Annotated in this window: 14 protein-coding genes and 1 pseudogene; 9 read left to right on the top strand and 6 right to left on the bottom strand. The window is 46.9% G+C overall.

The genetic code is table 11. The features are described from left to right. Positions 1-8: 8 nt before the first annotated feature. Genes N836_RS72540 through N836_RS72530 form a run of 3 tightly spaced genes read left to right on the top strand, consistent with a single transcriptional unit; the run spans position 9 to position 1,742 of the window. Positions 9-908 carry an NAD-dependent epimerase/dehydratase family protein gene (locus N836_RS72540; RefSeq protein WP_023077146.1) on the top strand — a complete coding sequence of 300 codons (900 nt, stop codon included), beginning with the start codon at positions 9-11 and terminating at the stop codon, positions 906-908. A gap of 58 nt (positions 909-966) precedes the next feature. Then, positions 967-1,251 carry a hypothetical protein gene (locus N836_RS72535; protein WP_152532321.1) on the top strand — a complete coding sequence of 95 codons (285 nt, stop codon included), beginning with the start codon at positions 967-969 and terminating at the stop codon, positions 1,249-1,251. Between the two features lie 8 nt (positions 1,252-1,259). After that, on the top strand, positions 1,260-1,742 hold the full coding sequence (locus N836_RS72530) for a DUF4079 domain-containing protein (protein WP_023077144.1): 483 nt from the start codon (positions 1,260-1,262) through the stop codon (positions 1,740-1,742). Positions 1,743-2,162: 420 nt separating this feature from the next. Here N836_RS72530 and N836_RS78300 read toward each other — a convergent pair whose 3' ends face one another. The 4 genes from N836_RS78300 to N836_RS72510 all read right to left on the bottom strand — a co-directional run bounded on the left by N836_RS78300 (position 2,163) and on the right by N836_RS72510 (position 5,111). Continuing rightward, a complete protein-coding gene (locus N836_RS78300) occupies positions 2,163-2,357 on the bottom strand; it encodes an ATP-binding protein (RefSeq protein WP_268744355.1) in 195 nt (64 codons plus the stop codon). Between the two features lie 19 nt (positions 2,358-2,376). Then, positions 2,377-2,649 carry a cyclic nucleotide-binding domain-containing protein gene (locus tag N836_RS72520; protein ID WP_023077142.1) on the bottom strand — a complete coding sequence of 91 codons (273 nt, stop codon included), beginning with the start codon at positions 2,647-2,649 and terminating at the stop codon, positions 2,377-2,379. A 302-nt stretch (positions 2,650-2,951) separates the two neighbouring features. Next, entirely contained in the window at positions 2,952-3,449 is a 498-nt protein-coding gene (locus N836_RS72515) for a YybH family protein (protein WP_023077141.1), read from the bottom strand. A 252-nt stretch (positions 3,450-3,701) separates the two neighbouring features. Beyond that, positions 3,702-5,111 carry an MATE family efflux transporter gene (locus tag N836_RS72510; RefSeq protein WP_023077140.1) on the bottom strand — a complete coding sequence of 470 codons (1,410 nt, stop codon included), beginning with the start codon at positions 5,109-5,111 and terminating at the stop codon, positions 3,702-3,704. 263 nt (positions 5,112-5,374) lie between these two features. Between N836_RS72510 and N836_RS72505 the strand changes: the two genes are divergently transcribed. The 3 genes from N836_RS72505 to N836_RS72495 all read left to right on the top strand — a co-directional run bounded on the left by N836_RS72505 (position 5,375) and on the right by N836_RS72495 (position 10,022). Continuing rightward, a complete protein-coding gene (locus N836_RS72505; RefSeq protein WP_023077139.1) occupies positions 5,375-6,358 on the top strand; it encodes an NAD-dependent epimerase/dehydratase family protein in 984 nt (327 codons plus the stop codon). Between the two features lie 78 nt (positions 6,359-6,436). Then, on the top strand, positions 6,437-9,217 hold the full coding sequence (locus N836_RS72500) for a GAF domain-containing protein (protein WP_023077138.1): 2,781 nt from the start codon (positions 6,437-6,439) through the stop codon (positions 9,215-9,217). A gap of 178 nt (positions 9,218-9,395) precedes the next feature. Next, positions 9,396-10,022: a response regulator gene (locus N836_RS72495; protein WP_023077137.1), complete on the top strand. Its 627-nt coding sequence runs from the start codon at positions 9,396-9,398 to the stop codon at positions 10,020-10,022. Between the two features lie 14 nt (positions 10,023-10,036). On the opposite strand, the gene N836_RS72490 is transcribed toward N836_RS72495, so the two are convergent. After that, entirely contained in the window at positions 10,037-10,897 is an 861-nt protein-coding gene (locus N836_RS72490; RefSeq protein ID WP_023077136.1) for a helix-turn-helix domain-containing protein, read from the bottom strand. A gap of 649 nt (positions 10,898-11,546) precedes the next feature. On the opposite strand from N836_RS72490, the gene N836_RS72485 reads away from it, so the two are divergent. The 3 genes from N836_RS72485 to N836_RS72475 all read left to right on the top strand — a co-directional run bounded on the left by N836_RS72485 (position 11,547) and on the right by N836_RS72475 (position 15,062). Continuing rightward, positions 11,547-12,482, top strand: coding sequence for a helix-turn-helix domain-containing protein (locus N836_RS72485; RefSeq protein WP_023077135.1), 936 nt, complete (start codon positions 11,547-11,549; stop codon positions 12,480-12,482). Positions 12,483-12,698: 216 nt separating this feature from the next. Further along, positions 12,699-14,468 carry an efflux RND transporter permease subunit gene (locus tag N836_RS72480; protein WP_081717033.1) on the top strand — a complete coding sequence of 590 codons (1,770 nt, stop codon included), beginning with the start codon at positions 12,699-12,701 and terminating at the stop codon, positions 14,466-14,468. A 117-nt stretch (positions 14,469-14,585) separates the two neighbouring features. Further along, a complete protein-coding gene (locus N836_RS72475) occupies positions 14,586-15,062 on the top strand; it encodes a phosphotransferase enzyme family protein (RefSeq protein ID WP_023077133.1) in 477 nt (158 codons plus the stop codon). Positions 15,063-15,092: 30 nt separating this feature from the next. Here the strand turns inward: N836_RS72475 and N836_RS77805 are convergent. Next, positions 15,093-15,509: pseudogene (locus N836_RS77805) on the bottom strand (IS701 family transposase); the annotation flags it as partial.

Below are 15,509 nucleotides of genomic sequence, written 5' to 3'. Positions count from 1 at the left end.
GTAAGACTATGCAAGTATTTCTGACAGGGGCAACAGGTTATATTGGCAGCGTGGTTGCAGAGAGGTTGCTAGCCGCTGGCCATACTGTTATTGGTCTAGCTAGAAGCAGCGCTACCGCCACGCGGCTGGAGAAACGACAGATTGTTCCCTTCATAGGGGATCTACAACAGCCTGAAGGGTTAGCCGTTGCCGCCCAAGAATCCGACGGGGTCATCCATACCGCCTTTATTCATGATTTTGATGATTGGGCAGGCGCGGTTCAAGCCGATATCCGAGTGATTGATGTGTTTACTCGGGCGTTAGCCGGGTCGGGCAAACCGTTTATTGCCACGTCAGACACCAGCGTCCTGGGGGATACCGGCTCAGCCATTGCAGATGAAGATCATCCAATTGCGGAGGGATTTCTTCTAGCGGAGCGAGCCAAAGCGGAACAAGCGGTGCTGGCAGCTGCTCAGCAAGATATCCGGAGTATCGTTCTCCGCTTACCGCTATACATCTATGGGCGGGGTGGCGGCACCAGCTATGTACCGATGCGACTCCAGGAAGCTCAAGAAATGGGGGTTACTCACTATGTTGCACCGGGTACCCACCAAATTTCGGCGGTGCATGTTGAGGATGTGGCTCAGCTCTATGTGTTGGCGTTCGAACAATCTCCTGTGGGGTCTATTTTTCATGCCGTGACTGAATCTGGGATTTCGGAGGCTGCGATCGCACAAGCTATCAGTCAGGCAACTGGAACTCCCGCCGGGAGAATTTCTTGGGATACGGCTGTTGCCAAATGGGGTAAGGGAATTGCCACCTTTTTCTCAATCAACAATCAAGTTTCTGCAGACAAGGCTGCTTTGCAACTTGGCTGGAAACCGCAAGTACGCCGACTGTTTCTACAAGATATTTGTGAGATTTCCTAATGAAAATGGAGATAACCATGCATCAGATTTGCAAAATCCAACATCTGGAGAAACTATCATGACATCCCTAAATATTGAAACGCTGTCATCAACTGAAAAAAAGGCTGTTGTTACACCCGATCCACAGACGATTGAGAGCACAGCCACTCACAATGGCAGAAAACAAATCAGCCGAGAAGCAGTCGTGAGCTGGCTCTTTTTGATTGGTTCTCTGATGTTTGTTTTAGACGCTGTCCTAGAGAATACACGGGGCGTTTCCTTCTCATCTTTGCTGCATTTGCTGGCCAGCATTCTTTTCACAATTGGTTCGATATTGTTTATCCCTAATGATTCCCAAGCATAGATAGCCCCATGGATATAACAAACAACGCTTACTTGAATTTTAGTTTTCTGACCCAGTTTATTCATCCCTTATTGATGTTAGGGCTGTTTGTCTATCTCCTTTACACAGCTTATCTTGGATTTCAGACACGCCGCACGCGCAACGCTGAGGGTGATAACAAAAAAGCACTGCTACAGGGCAAGTATGCTACACGCCACTATCAATCGGGCGCAATTATTCTGGCTGTAATGATCCTAGGTGCTTTTGGGGGAATTGTTAGTACCTATTTAAGTGCAGGCGAAATCCCTGCGATCGCACATTTATTTGTCGGGTTGGGCATGACGGCACTGATTGCCATAGCTGCAGCATTGGTCCCGCTGATGCAACGAGGACAACTCTGGGCCAGACAGATTCACATTGGTGCCAACGTTACACTGCTATTGCTGTTTAGCTGGCAGATATTCACCGGGCTAGAAATTGTCCAAGAATTACTGACTCAAAGCCCGAGCTAGTTGAAACTTAAAGTCCGAGAAAAATCATGCGAGGTTTGATTAAAGGTAAATGGCATCAGCGTATTGAGTTGGCTCAACTAGACTCAGATTGCTTGGTGGAAAAATTTAACGCCTCTGAATATAGCAACTGGATCGATAAAAGTACGTTCAATCAGGAGCCTGAACGATTTCACTTGTATGTTTCCTATGCCTGTCCATTTGCCCACCGTGTAATTCTTATATAGCCCAGTACTTTATACCACTCTAAAGTACTGGGCTGATTTTCCAAATCTATCTCGGCACATGAAAGGATTGATGGGAATCGACTCCATCGCTGCAACGGTCAAGCCAGATCAGTATTTACGTCATTATTTCGATGACGACTCTTTTATCAATCGTCGTCAGCTTTCCAACGGATGTTTTATTGTTCCAAAGGTTTCCTCAGAAGGATGCGTCTAGAAGCGGTAGGCATACGGTAAAGCATGTCCGCTGCGGTTTAGAGGTCACCGTTACATTGCCTTGATGTCGGTTTCGGACAATACGGCTGACAATATCTAGACCCAGCCCAGAGCCTTTATCCACACTTTTAGTGGTAAAAAAGGGTTCAAAAATACGAGACTGAATCTCTGAGGGAATACCTGAACCAGAAAAGATATCAATCTGTCAAGGTTCGTATGGAGACTAATACCGGATCGTCCGTCAGCACAGGAATTTCGCCAAAAAAGGCGAGGGCTTCATGTTGCCCAATGGGCATCTCAATGCCTTCACTTAAGCGAGTAATGCTCACATGTCCTTCTAGAAGAATAAAAAAACCTTGAGGTGGAGAGCCTTCTTTGAAGAGTAACGTTTCTGCTGAGAGTTTAAGGACGCTGACGCGATTTTGTATCCATTCCAACTGAATCTCCGGAAAGTTGTTGAAAAGCTTCAAGTGTTAACAGGTCTTTAGTGCACAACATCATACAATTTCAAACGAGATACTGTTATAAGATCTGAAAAATTCTTAGTCAGTTCAAGTATTCGACATGACTAAGAGTGAACTAATTTAGCTCCGTTGATCTCCTATCCACAGATAAATCGTGGACTTGTCAGACTTGACTACTCAAAGAATCTCAGGATTTAGTTTGCTTTCCTGGCGAGGGTTTTACTTATTTCGATGAGTTTTCTCGATGGGTCTGAAATTAACCTGCGAGTAGGTGAAGAACGGAGCTGACGATATTGGTTGAACCTATGCTACAGGGACACAGGAGCAGACGTATGCTCATGAAAAATTAGCCATTGACCATTATGCTGCTGCCATAAATCTGTTTGACGACCTTCAGCTTCAATAGGGTCACCTGTTTTTGACTCCGCAGACAGATGATAGGTAAATGTTGTTAAAACCAGATCTCCATGACGAGTGGCTTCTAAATCATCATTTGCCGTTAATTGAAATCTGTTGAGCTTATCAAACAGATGGGTTTGGATACCTGACTTAAAGTCGCTCCAGCCCTTGTACTTTAAAGGAGTCGCATCATAAATCACAATGTCTGGGTCGTTGAGATAAAACTTGGCCACCGCATCTGGATCAAGGGTATTCCAAGCAGCATAGCTCTGGTCTGTCAGTTGTTTGAAAAGTACGTTGTCTGATGGTTGATTAGCTGCCAGCACAGTAGTAGGGGACTGCATAAATACGCTAAGTGTTATTAAAGCGATCGCGATCGCTTGTTTGATAGTCTTGCTAAATTCCATGGGAAAACCTCGTTGATAAAAATTAAACAATGGCGAACTCTGTTTTTGTATGTGCAGAGCTAAATGAATTTCTTACCGGACAACGATAACCTTTGCTAACAATGGTTGGATAGCTGATGTTTGCTTAACTATCAGAATCTTGCTGAGAGTTTTGAACAAGAGCGATGGAACCTGAATGATTAGTATTTGCCGTGGCCCAAGAGACAGGATGATAGTCCCCGTCTCTTGGTTAACCCACCCATAATGGAACTTTTAACCGTGGTAAGACAGTTGCTTGCCAGTCTTTAACTTGGCGAAGTTACTCTCTGAGGTAAGGCTACGGAAACGCCGTAGAAAAATAACCCCTGCTACAGCTACGCCAATCGATTGACCAATCCACAGACCGATACCGCCAAAGCCAAGCAGGAACCCTAAAACATATCCACTGACCAGACCAACGCCCCAAAAGGTCGCAACGCTCAAAATCATCGGAGCGCGGGTATCTTGTAAGCCATAGAGTGAGCCCATGGCCACCCGTTGGATGCCGTCTAAAAGCTGGGCCAGTGCTGCAATCATCAGCATCGGGATAGCCAGGTTAATCACACCAGCAGCGTTTGGATCGTTGACGTCCAGATAGATACCAATGATCTGCTGTCGGAATATCAGTAAACCGATGGCTGTTAAGGCCATAAATCCGGCTGCTAATGTGATGCTGACATTGCCAGCCTGTCGAGTTCCTTTGCGATCGCGCTGCCCAACCCACTGACCAACTCTGGCCGTAGCCGCATAGGACATCCCCAAGGGAACCATAAACAGCAAGAAAACAGTTTGATAGACCGTTTGATGTGCCGCAAGCGTTTCTGTACCTAGGCTGCCCATCATAAAGGTGACTGCGGTAAATAACCCATATTCGACAGCAATGGTAATGGCAATTGACGTACCTACAACAATTAAACGACCCAGAATCTGAGGTCTAATGCGATGAAGTTCACGCCAAAATTTATAGTCTCTCAGCGTCTGATTTTGACACACGTACAAAAACAGAGCGATGAACATAAACCAAAACGTGAGACCGCTCGCCAGCCCCAGACCGGCCAATTCCATGCGGGGAAAACCAAGCTTGCCATAACCCAAAATGTAGTTGCCCGTAACGTTGGCAATGGTGCCCAGGATGACAATAACCATGACTGGACGAGCTTGAGACAGTGCGGAAACATAACCCCGTAGCATGGCAAAACCAATTGCGGGGAAAAACCCCCACAGAATATAGTCAAGATAGCCATCCGCTAAGTTTACCGTCCGTTCTGCCTGGCCTAGATGCACCATAACCCAGTCTAGGTGGCCAATAACAAGCATCATTGGAATGGCAATGAGAGCCGTTAGCCAAAGCCCCTGTCGAGCAATACGCTCAACCTGCTGTTTGTTGCCAGTTCCATAGGCTGTTGCTACAAGCGGGCTCACCGCCATGACAAATCCACTGCTGGTATTTAAAACCAGCTGAAACACGGCTGAGGCCAGTCCACCTGCTGCGAGACTCTCGGCCCCTAAATGTCCCATCATTAGGGTGTCGACAAAGCCGACAACGGCCTGAGCTACCTGAGCACCTGCCAAGGGTACCGCCAGCTTGAGAAAATCTCGGGTTTCTATACCGAAAGTTGACTTATCCAAGGTTGTCGTGACCATTTCACCGATTTCCTAATAACACGTCCGACAGTCACAATCTAGGTAATATCAGTAACTCATTACTACGCAAATCCTGCTAAATGCTCAGAATCTTGCAACAAGTTTTCCCATTTGACGGGGTTAAGGCAATCGCAGGATTTTGATACAACCGCAATAGTTGATGAGATCTTTTCATAAGCGTTTCCTAGGATGTAACTGGATCACTCCCCTGGTCTAACTGGTGTAGAAACGGCCGGGATTATGTCCCCAGGAGGTCAACCGCTATGAAAATATTTTTAACTGGAGCTACTGACTATATTGGTGCAGTTGTTGCTGAGAAACTGCAGGCGACCGGCTATTCTGTCCTGGGTCTAGCAGCAACTTCAGACGCGGCTAAACGTCTGCAAATGCTGGGTATTGAACCCTTTTTAGGTAGCCTGCAACATCCCCAGCAGCTGACTCAAGCTGCGCGTCATGCCGATGGTGTGATTCACACTGCGTTTGCCTATGATTTTAATAATTGGAAAACATCAGTGCGGCTGGACCGTCGGGTAATACGGCATATTATTGGGGTATTGACAGACTCGGACAGGCCGTTTGTGGCTACATCCGATACAGCGGTTTTAGGGGATACTGGTTCAGCTGTTGCCGATGAAACCTACCCTGTTGCTAAAGAAGCTACCCTTGCTGAGCGAGCCACAATAGAACAAGAGATCCAGCAAGCAGCCCAACATCAAGTGCGCAGTATCGTTTTACGACTGCCCGTCTATATATATGGACGCGAAAGTGAGGCGACATTAACAACAATACAGATACAGACAGCGTGTGAGATGCAGGCTGTGCAGTATATCGATACTGGTAACCAGAAATTTTCAGCTACCCATGTGGAGGATTTAGCAGACTTGTATGTGCTGGCTTTGGAGAAAGCCCCTGCTGGTTCGCTATTTCACACGACTACAGAATCAGGTATTACAGCACGGCAGGTGGCGGAAGCCATTGCCCATGTAACCAACAGTGAAACAGAAAGTATTTCCTTTGAAGAAGCTGTATTTAACTGGGGAAAAACGCTGGCTACCTTGTTGTCGATTAACAATCAGTCATCAGCCCAGCAAGCGATGGAACAGCTGGGATGGCGGCCAAAGCCAGCCCGATCGCTGTTGCAGGATATTCAGCTCGGTTCATACCAGGCACTGCGATTTGCACCAAATGATGCCACTCAATTGCGTATGCTGAAGATTTTGTGCGATCGCACCGCTGACTTTTCCTGAATACTAGGGTGAATGTTAGAGTAACTGTAAAATCTGCTTGACGAATCTTTCCTTTAAATTAGGAAATTCGCTGTTTTTATGGCTAGCGACCCTCAAATTCAAACAGAATTGCAGCAGGCTTTGCAAAGTGCAATTTCTCAAGAGCGGGAACAGTCTGCAAAGAGGCAGGTAGCGTGGCTCTCAACGATTGCTGAGGTGGCCAATTTACTATTGAAAACACCTGACTATACGTCGGTTCTACCAGCTGTGGTACGACTACTGGGGGAAGTCGTGGGTAGCGATCGCTGTCTAATCATCCAGGAGTTGATAGACCCTGAAACGGAGAAACCCTGGCTAGATGTGCTGGCTGAATGGGCTCAGGAGAGCATCCCTGAGGTTAGCGCTGACATTCCTGAAGGTGGGCCAATCGTAGACGGGGAGTGGCTAGATTTGCATGAGCAGCTTCAGCGCGGCGAGCTGACGAACTACATCGTGGCAGAGATGCCGGAGCCGTGGCGTGGCTTTTTGGAGGCCCAGGGCATAGTTTCATCTACCTCTGTCCCCATCATGGTAGAGGGTCAGTTTTGGGGTCATATCGATTTTGATAACTGCTCTGAGGCGCGGCTGTATGACGCGACCGAAATTGGTGTTTTGCAGACAGCTGCCGAAATGATTGCAGGTGCGATCTCACGTTCTGCCGAAGATAAAGCCCTGCGCAAGTCAGAACAACGCTACCGCACCCTGTTTGAAATCAGCAGCGAGGGCATCTATCGCTTTGAATTTGACGAGCCGATTTCGCTGGATTTGTCAGTCGATGAGCAGGTGGAGCTAGTTTATCGCTACTGGCACTTAGCTGAGGCAAATGATGCTTTTCTGGCTATGTACAATCTCGGTGACGCAGACAACCTCCCTGAGTTGCGACTTACAGAGCTTCATGTTTCAGAGTCAGCAAAAAATCAGGCAATGCTGCGGACTTTTGTTGAGAATGGTCATCAGATTCAGAACGCAGAAACGGAAGAGGCTGATCGCGAGGGAAACCCACGATATTTCCTCAACAGTGTCATTAGCGTCATCACGGACGGATTCATCACGGGCGGGTGGGGGTCACAGCTTGACATTACCGAACGGCGACTGGCGCAGCAGGCGCTGCTAGAAGCAGAACAGGCGCGTTCTCTAGATCTTGCACATTTCAACACCGAACTCCAGCAAACCTTAGATCAACTGGCTGAATCGGAAGAGCGCTACCGTACCCTGTTTGAAATCAGTAACGAAGGTATCTATCGTTTTGAGTTTGATGAGCCGATTCCGCTTGACCTGCCAGTCGATGAGCAGATCGAACTAGTTTATCGTTACTGTCGCATGGTTGGTGCAAACGCTGCTTTTGCCAACACGTATGGCCTAGATAGCCCAGAAGACTTCATAGACGTACGACTTACGGAAGTTCACGTTATGGGGTCGCTGCAAAATCAGGCCATGATGCGGACCTATGTCGAAAATGACTATCAGCTTCGCAACACAGAAACAGAAGAACTTGACCTGCAGGGAAATCCCCGCTATTTCCTGAACAATATTGCCACTCTTATCAAAGACGGATGTGCCATTGGTGGTTGGGCCTCACAGCTTGACATTACCGAACGGCGACTGGCACAGCAGGCACTCTTGGAGGCCGAACAAAATCGCGTTGCTGAACTGGCCAAAACCAATCAGGCACTAAAAAACAGCCTCGATCGCCTCTCGGCTGACCCCAACTTTAATGCTTTCCTAGGCTATGTGCTATTGGAAATTACCCAGCAGCTCAGCCTGGATATTGCAGTCCTGCGATTTTATAACGCCGAAACTCAGACTCTCCCGTTAGAACTATTGGTTGAGCAAGGGCAGATCAAACAAAAAGAGCAGATTCAGGCACCCCCAGCCTATTTATGCCCAACAGCCGCAAGCCTACCTGTGTGGGAAACTCTTTTGCGGACAAAACGGCCTTTTATCATGAGGCAAGAGAATGCTAGCGCAGGTGTCCATACTGACCAAATATCAGATTTACAAGTCACCGTAAATCTTTTGTTAAAGCTAGGCGATGAACCCATCGGCATATTGTGTTTGGGAGCCACACAGCCCAAAGCGTTAACGCCAGAAGAGATCGAACTAGCCCAGGCCCTTACCCAACAAGCTACCCTGGCAATTCAGCTGATGCGCCTGGCTGATGAAGCCAAACATGCCGCTATCTTTGAAGAACGCAATCGACTGGCTGGCGAAATCCACGATACGCTGGCCCAGGCCTTTACCGGTATTTCACTCCAGCTAGGTGTGGCTAAGTCAATCACCCAACAAGACCCCACTGAAACTCAACGCATTCTAGACCGTGCCCTTCAGTTAGCTCATGCCGGTCTGGCGGAAGCGCGACGGGCGGTGTGGGCCATTTATCCTTCGGCAGCCAAGTATACAAACCTTGATCAGATGCTGCGGGATGTCACCGCTCAGCGTGTGACTAACATCCCGATACAGCTACAGATAGAGGGTAATCTTTACTCTGTACCGGCTTTGCTCGGTTTAAATCTCACACGGATAGCTCAAGAAGCGATCACCAATGCCCTCAAACATTCTCAAGCAAGCACTATCCGTGTGAGGCTAACCTATGGGTTGCAGGATATTTCCCTACACATCAATGACGATGGTTGTGGATTTTTACCACAGCAAGATAGTGGCGGCTTCGGGTTAATGAGTCTTTCTCAGCGGTCAGAGCGTATTGGTGGTGAGCTGCAAATTCAGAGTCAGCCGGGACAAGGCACAGAAATTTGGGTACATGTCAATCTGGAGCATTTTGCAGAGATGCTGCAAGGAAGTACTTTACAAGAAAGTCTTTCCCAGGATTTAGGGAATGAATAAGGTCCGAGTTCAATATGACCTACCCGATCAGGTAGTTTTTTTATCATTAGGACGAAGAGATTTAAAGCTGTTCTATTTGGGTGTTGGTCACAAATGTAAGACATGAGAGTATTGTCAATAAAATCTGGATTCTGAGTTTACTGGAGGCCAGTTAGATAGACGAGAGTGAGTAATAACAATGTCTCAAAATCTGATTCGTGTCCTCATCGCTGATGATCATCCCATTGTTCGCAATGGATTGACTTTGATGTTGCGATACAGCAATGATTTAGAACTCATCGGCGAGGCAAGTACCGGTAAAGAAGCTGTAGAACTCTACCGCCAGCAGCAGCCGGATGTCGTCCTGATGGATTTACGCATGCCTGAGATGGGAGGTGTTGAAGCCATTACTACTATTCGTCAAGAATTTCCCGATGCGCGCATTATTGTGCTCAGCACTTACGATTATGACGAAGATATTTATCAAGGTTTGCAGGCTGGTGCTAAAGGTTACTTGCTAAAAGACATTTCCATGGAGATACTGCAGGAAGCCATTCGCCAGGTTTATGGGGGACAAAAATATATTCCGGCGGATGTGGCCATGAAGCTAGCTGAACGCCTCAGTACACCTCAGCTGACCGGACGGGAGACACAGATCTTGGAGCTGATGGTACAGGGAAAAAGCAACGCAGAAATGGGTCGTGACCTCTACATTAGTGAGAATACAATCAAATTCCATATCAATAATATTTTGCTTAAGCTAGATGTGAAAAACCGTGGGCAAGCGATTGTAACCGCCATCCAGCGAGGCATTGTCAAAGTTTGAGCAAGGTTCCGGCTCTACTTCCGATATGCTTTGGGAGACAGACCAGTATATTGGCGAATGAGTTTACCAAGATGGCTGTGGCTGCTAAAACCACACACCATAGCAATTTCCATCACTGACAGGTTCGTTGTCTTCAGCAACTGTTTGGCTTGCTCTATCCTTTGCTGCAGTAAGTATTGATATGGAGCAACACCCATGGACTGCTTAAAGCGCCGACTAAATTGAGACTCGCTCATTTTCAATAATTCTGATAAGTCGGATAAGCCGATATTCTGTCCCAGACAATCATGAATGTAATCGGTCACCTGCATCAGTTGACGATCGCTTAACCCCCCACCATAGGCCGTTGCACAGGGCTGAACCGCTGAAAAGTCTCTCAGTAGCTGAACAGCTAGGGCGTTAGTGAGGGAGTCAACATAGAGCTGTCCGGCAAGTCCACCATTCTTAATTTCCCCTAGGAGCATATCTCCCAGCTGTTCAATTTGAAGATGACGGACGCGAAATTCTGGACAGAGGTCCGCCCTGTTAGAACTAACCTCGGTAGCCTCTTCAGCCACCCGCTGCAGTAACTCCGGAGCAATCCGAATGCGTATGTATTGATCGTCTTGATCCCATTGCCAGAAGAAGGATAAACCCGCCGGGACAATACAGATATCACCTTTGACACAAGGACTATTGTGGCGACGACTGTTTACCGTTTGTGATAAGCGAGATGGACGAGGGTTTAAGGAAATGCATAGTGTATGTTCTGTCAGATTTTTATACGTCTCTTGTCCAGGAGACTGACGAAACTCTTCAACGACGATGTTTTTCCACCCTTGAGGTTGACTGGAGCGTAGAGGTGGGCATAGTTGATTTTCTAACAGGTTACTCATTTGATTAATCAGGGTACAGGCGTCTTGTGGAAGAGCGGGCGAGAAAGTTTAGATCGAAGCTGAGGCTATACCTCACTCAAGGGAAAAACGACTGATTAGAATTTGCATTGAGCGTTGTCTAGAGAGCCTGCTACTACAGCAAAGCTCGCTGTCAGAATTTGATAGTCATACAAGTTTTGAGTAGTTAGAAGATTTTAAGATTTTCTAAATTGTAGATCGTTCGCACTGCATCTACAATGTGGTCCCTACGATAAAGTACGGCCCCTAAAATTCCCTACAATAGCGATCGCGATTTTGATGAAACGGGCTGCCTCAAATCAGGAGCACCCACCTATAGTCCTTTTGTTCGCCAAGCCGTAAGCCTTACATTTGGCAAATAAGGGGATGGCTTAATCCTGGGAACTGACCCTAAATATGACCTACCTTATCGGGTAGGTTTTTCCCTCTTCGATCAGGCAGATTTTAAACGATAGCTGCATGTAGTTACGCTAAAGCTACAGCTATCAGAATATCAAGAAAATAGAAAATCAAATAATCATCTGTCTAAATCGGCTCTTTCATAGCAGGAAGATTTACAAAATCCCTGCGTTAAATGATTGATTTGGCGATGGCATCAATATCCAGATAATAATCGCAAGAGGTCCAGGTAATGTCAGCATCCCAGTCTGAAACGGCCACTTCAAGCTCATTAGAACTGCCATCGCCATTTGTGGACTTCTCCAAGGAAGAAGATATTCTCCGAATTTTTGCAAATCTACCGCTCCAATCCAGTGCTGAAGCTGGTTGGAAAGGTATACAGCTCCATCGCCATTCCCTTCCAGCTGGAGAAACGCAGGAATTTGCTAACCCTAATCATGTCATTGTGATTCACGAATCACAGCAGCCTATCGAATTGGAACATACCTTTGATGGCAAGCGGCAAATAGAATCTCTCCATCCTCAGAAAGTTGTATTCTTGCCGGGGGGAGTACCTCGCAGAGGCATCTGGGAAGACACGGTTGAGTTTACACTGCTGTTATTAGACCCAGCCGTGGTTAATCGCACGGCCTATGAATCTATTGACCCGGATCGCATTACCCTGATACCCCGCTTTATAGAATCAGACCCTTTAATCTACCAATTTGGTGCTTCCCTAAAGCAGGTGTTACAAACACAGCCGCACCACAGCAAACTCTATGCAGAATCCATGGCGACGGCACTATCAGCGCATTTGCTGCAATATTATTCGACGCAAAAAACGCCGCTGCAAACTTTCTCGGGAGGCTTACCCAAATATAAGCTAGGTCAGGCAATTGACTATATTCAGGCGCACCTTGGAGATGATATCTCCCTGACAAAATTGGCTGAAGCAGTGGGTATGAGCCAGTATCATTTTAGCCGTCTCTTTAAACAGACTACCGGGTTTTCGCCCTATCAGTATGTGATCAAATGTCGTGTTGAGCGGGGTAAGGAATTACTCAGGCAAAATAAGCTGAGTATTACAGATATTTCGCTAGAGGTTGGGTTTTCTAGCCACAGTCACTTTACACAAAATTTTAAGCGGCTTATGGGGGTAACTCCTAAGCAGTTTCTTGGCAGCAGTTAGAAGGGAACGACGTAGAAAATCTTGTACAGGGGAGTAGAAGACAGGGAGCAAGAAGAGGAAGAGCCTCCTCTATGATGTCTCCTCTTGCTTGTATTACCTAGCAATACTGGCTTTGAAGACGGGTGCAAGATTTTGATATTACGGCAAGAGTTTAGAAGTTTTTGACAGATAAAGAGTTTAAGCTGGTCAAAAGTGTTGGGGCATTGGTGTTAGCTCATCCATTGCCCGGAGAAGTTAACGTTATTTCTAGCCCTGAGTTTGACACCGGCTCTGTCGGCACTGTTGTTGCGATCGCAACAACCACAAACCAGCCGGTTGGGTCAAACACTGAATCGAGTTTTTGCACTGATCAACCACATTCTAGAGAGGATGCAAGCGGGTTACCAACGGGTACTGCGTCAGATTATTCGCTTCAAAATGGTTGTTATTGGCTTGTTTATCGTGTCCTTGGGGGCAACGGGATGGCTCTACCTTACAGTTCCCACTGCATTTATTCCCGATGAAGATCAGGGGTACGTAATGAACATTATTCAGGGACCTGAAGGCACGACACAGGAATATACCGGTGAGGTGATTGATCAGGTTGATCAGAAAATGTTGCAAATTCCCGGTGTGGACAGCACGTTTTCGTTAGGAGGTGTGGGGTTTACGGGGAATATTGCCAACAGCGGTATTTCCTACATCACCCTTAAACCCTGGAATGAGAGGACTGTTGAGGAGTCAGCCCAAGCCCTACTCAACAGCGCCTATGAATCTACTGCCAACATTTCCCAAGCTAGCGTATTTGCCATTAACCCTCCAGCAATTATGGGGTTAGGCAGTGTGGGTGGTTTTGTCTTTCAACTGCAGGATCGAACTGGGGGTGACCTCAATGATTTACTTCACATTAAAGATGCACTGATTGCCAGAGCTAATCAAAGACCGGAACTGCAGGAGGTATTTAGCACCTTTACGGCCAATGCTCCTAAGAAAATTATCGAGATTGATCGCGATCGCGCCAAAGCACTCCAGGTTGATGTCAACGACATTCTGAGCACCCTACAAATTTTGATTGGCTCGCACTATGTCAACGACTTTAACGCCTTTAATCGCACCTATCGTGTCTATGTTCAAGCAGATAGTCAGTTTCGGTCTAATCCGAGGGATGTGGAGCAGCTGTATATGCGCTCAAGAGCAGGTGAGATGATTCCCCTAGCCAACCTGATTAAAATGACGCCTACCACAGGTGCTCAAACCGTCACGCACTATAACCTGTTTCGTTCGATTGAGATTAACGGCATGGCGGCCCCTGGCTACAGTTCTGGACAAGCCATCGCGGCAATGGAACAGATTGCAGCTGAGGTTTTACCCAGAACAATGGGGTTTGAGTGGTCCGGAATCTCCTTAGAAGAGATTTCTTCTAGCGGACAGGCTCCCCTCATCTTTGGGTTGGGATTAATCTTTGTGTTTTTAGTACTCGCCGCTCAGTATGAGAATTTTATCGATCCGTTGATTATTATGCTAGCGGTTCCCCTCGCTATCCTCGGTGCACTATTAGCGCAGTCAATGCGAGGGCTGGCGAACGACGTTTACTGTCAGGTGGGGTTGGTGATGCTGATTGGGTTGGCGTCCAAAAATGCCATTCTGATTGTTGAATTTGCTAACCAACTGCGGGAAGAGCTATCCATTGCCAAAGCAGCTATGGAAGCGGCGATCGCTCGCTTACGTCCGATTCTCATGACGGCATTGTCCACACTGATTGGGATTTTCCCATTAATGGTAGCCACAGGGGCCGGGTCGGCTAGCTGTCAATCCATCGGCACGGCTGTTTTTGGTGGTATCTTAGTGGCAACCTTCCTGAGCTTGTTTGTTGTCCCTGTCCTCTACATTGTCATCAACACGTTACGGTTTTATCTGCCTAAAATCACAGCCGAGCTAAAGACAGTGTACTTTAAAGCGCCATTTGGCCATTTTCAGGAATTAATGTCTATTTCAAGGAAGAAATAGGTGTTTCAGGCTTTTCTGAAAAGTTTTGGACACTATTTTCCAGCTTGAGACGGGCAGCCGTTTCCCCTAATCCCCCTTCTTATAATGTGATCAAAACCCATCGAATGCCTTATAATAATGACCCAAGCTAGCATTTACAATGACATTGCAAAATTTGCTCTTGACCAATATGGTCTAGGGCAAGAACAACCTTCGTTCTTGGGGCATAGTGGAAGCGTAACGTTTCGAATAAAAACGCAAGAGGAAAAATTTCTTCTTCGGATTCACCAACCGATTTCTAGTACCAATGATGACGTTTGGCAAAAGCCAGAGGTAATTGAATCGGAACTTCTATGGCTTGATGCCTTGTACCATGACACGCAACTGGTAGTACAAAAGCCGGTCAGAAACCTACAGAACAGCTGGATCACCCAAGTAGCAGGAGATGAAGCCACAGAAACCTTTTACTGCTCGCTGTTGCACTGGGTTGAGGGAGAGATTCTCCAGTCTGAGCGAACTCTACAGCAAGCTCATCAACTCGGTGTATTGATGGCTCAATTGCATCAACATAGTCAGCAGTGGGACACTCCGCAAAACTTTAGCCGCCCAACCTAACGCTCTTTAATGACTCTGGCGAGATGATTTTCAAGGAGGACTCTCTTGTATGGGAACAGCTATCCCTGGAAACTGGTTCATCCATGCAATCAAACAATCAAACCCTTCTGTTAATTGGGGAATGGAAAAAATCTCTAACCAAGGCTTGAGTAAGTTAAAGCTAACCCAAGGAAGAAGAATTAAGCGTAGGTTGTTCAGCCAACTCTTCCAACCCTCTCCATCCTCCCAATAACGGTGTTTGAGAAACGATGAGAACACTGTTGAATCAGCCTGTTCTGGAGGAATGATCCCGTCGGGGCGGAGGGGCGGAGTGTATAGCGTTACCATTAAGTAGGCACTCATAACCAGTTCCCACCACTTTTCAATTTGGGCATAGTTCGTTACTCGAAAATCTGCCCATCCCAGTTCATTCTTGCTTTGTTTCAAACCATATTCGACCCAATTCCG

It is taken from the genome of Leptolyngbya sp. Heron Island J (assembly GCF_000482245.1).
Classification (GTDB): domain Bacteria; phylum Cyanobacteriota; class Cyanobacteriia; order Phormidesmidales; family Phormidesmidaceae; genus Leptothoe.
The sequence above is the reverse complement of the archived record's forward strand: the minus strand, read 5'-3'. Positions and strand labels throughout refer to the sequence as shown.

Bases quoted from the DNA above. Each gene is read 5' to 3' on its own strand.
- N836_RS72500 (WP_023077138.1), top strand. From the start codon at position 6,437: ATGGCTAGCGACCCTCAAATTCAAACAGAATTGCAGCAGGCTTTGCAA.
- N836_RS72505 (WP_023077139.1), top strand. From the start codon at position 5,375: ATGAAAATATTTTTAACTGGAGCTACTGACTATATTGGTGCAGTTGTT.
- N836_RS72485 (WP_023077135.1), top strand. From the start codon at position 11,547: ATGTCAGCATCCCAGTCTGAAACGGCCACTTCAAGCTCATTAGAACTG.
- N836_RS72490 (WP_023077136.1), bottom strand. From the start codon at position 10,897: ATGAGTAACCTGTTAGAAAATCAACTATGCCCACCTCTACGCTCCAGT.
- N836_RS72540 (WP_023077146.1), top strand. From the start codon at position 9: ATGCAAGTATTTCTGACAGGGGCAACAGGTTATATTGGCAGCGTGGTT.
- N836_RS72515 (WP_023077141.1), bottom strand. From the start codon at position 3,449: ATGGAATTTAGCAAGACTATCAAACAAGCGATCGCGATCGCTTTAATA.
- N836_RS72475 (WP_023077133.1), top strand. From the start codon at position 14,586: ATGACCCAAGCTAGCATTTACAATGACATTGCAAAATTTGCTCTTGAC.
- N836_RS72535 (WP_152532321.1), top strand. From the start codon at position 967: ATGACATCCCTAAATATTGAAACGCTGTCATCAACTGAAAAAAAGGCT.
- N836_RS72495 (WP_023077137.1), top strand. From the start codon at position 9,396: ATGTCTCAAAATCTGATTCGTGTCCTCATCGCTGATGATCATCCCATT.
- N836_RS72530 (WP_023077144.1), top strand. From the start codon at position 1,260: ATGGATATAACAAACAACGCTTACTTGAATTTTAGTTTTCTGACCCAG.
- N836_RS72510 (WP_023077140.1), bottom strand. From the start codon at position 5,111: ATGGTCACGACAACCTTGGATAAGTCAACTTTCGGTATAGAAACCCGA.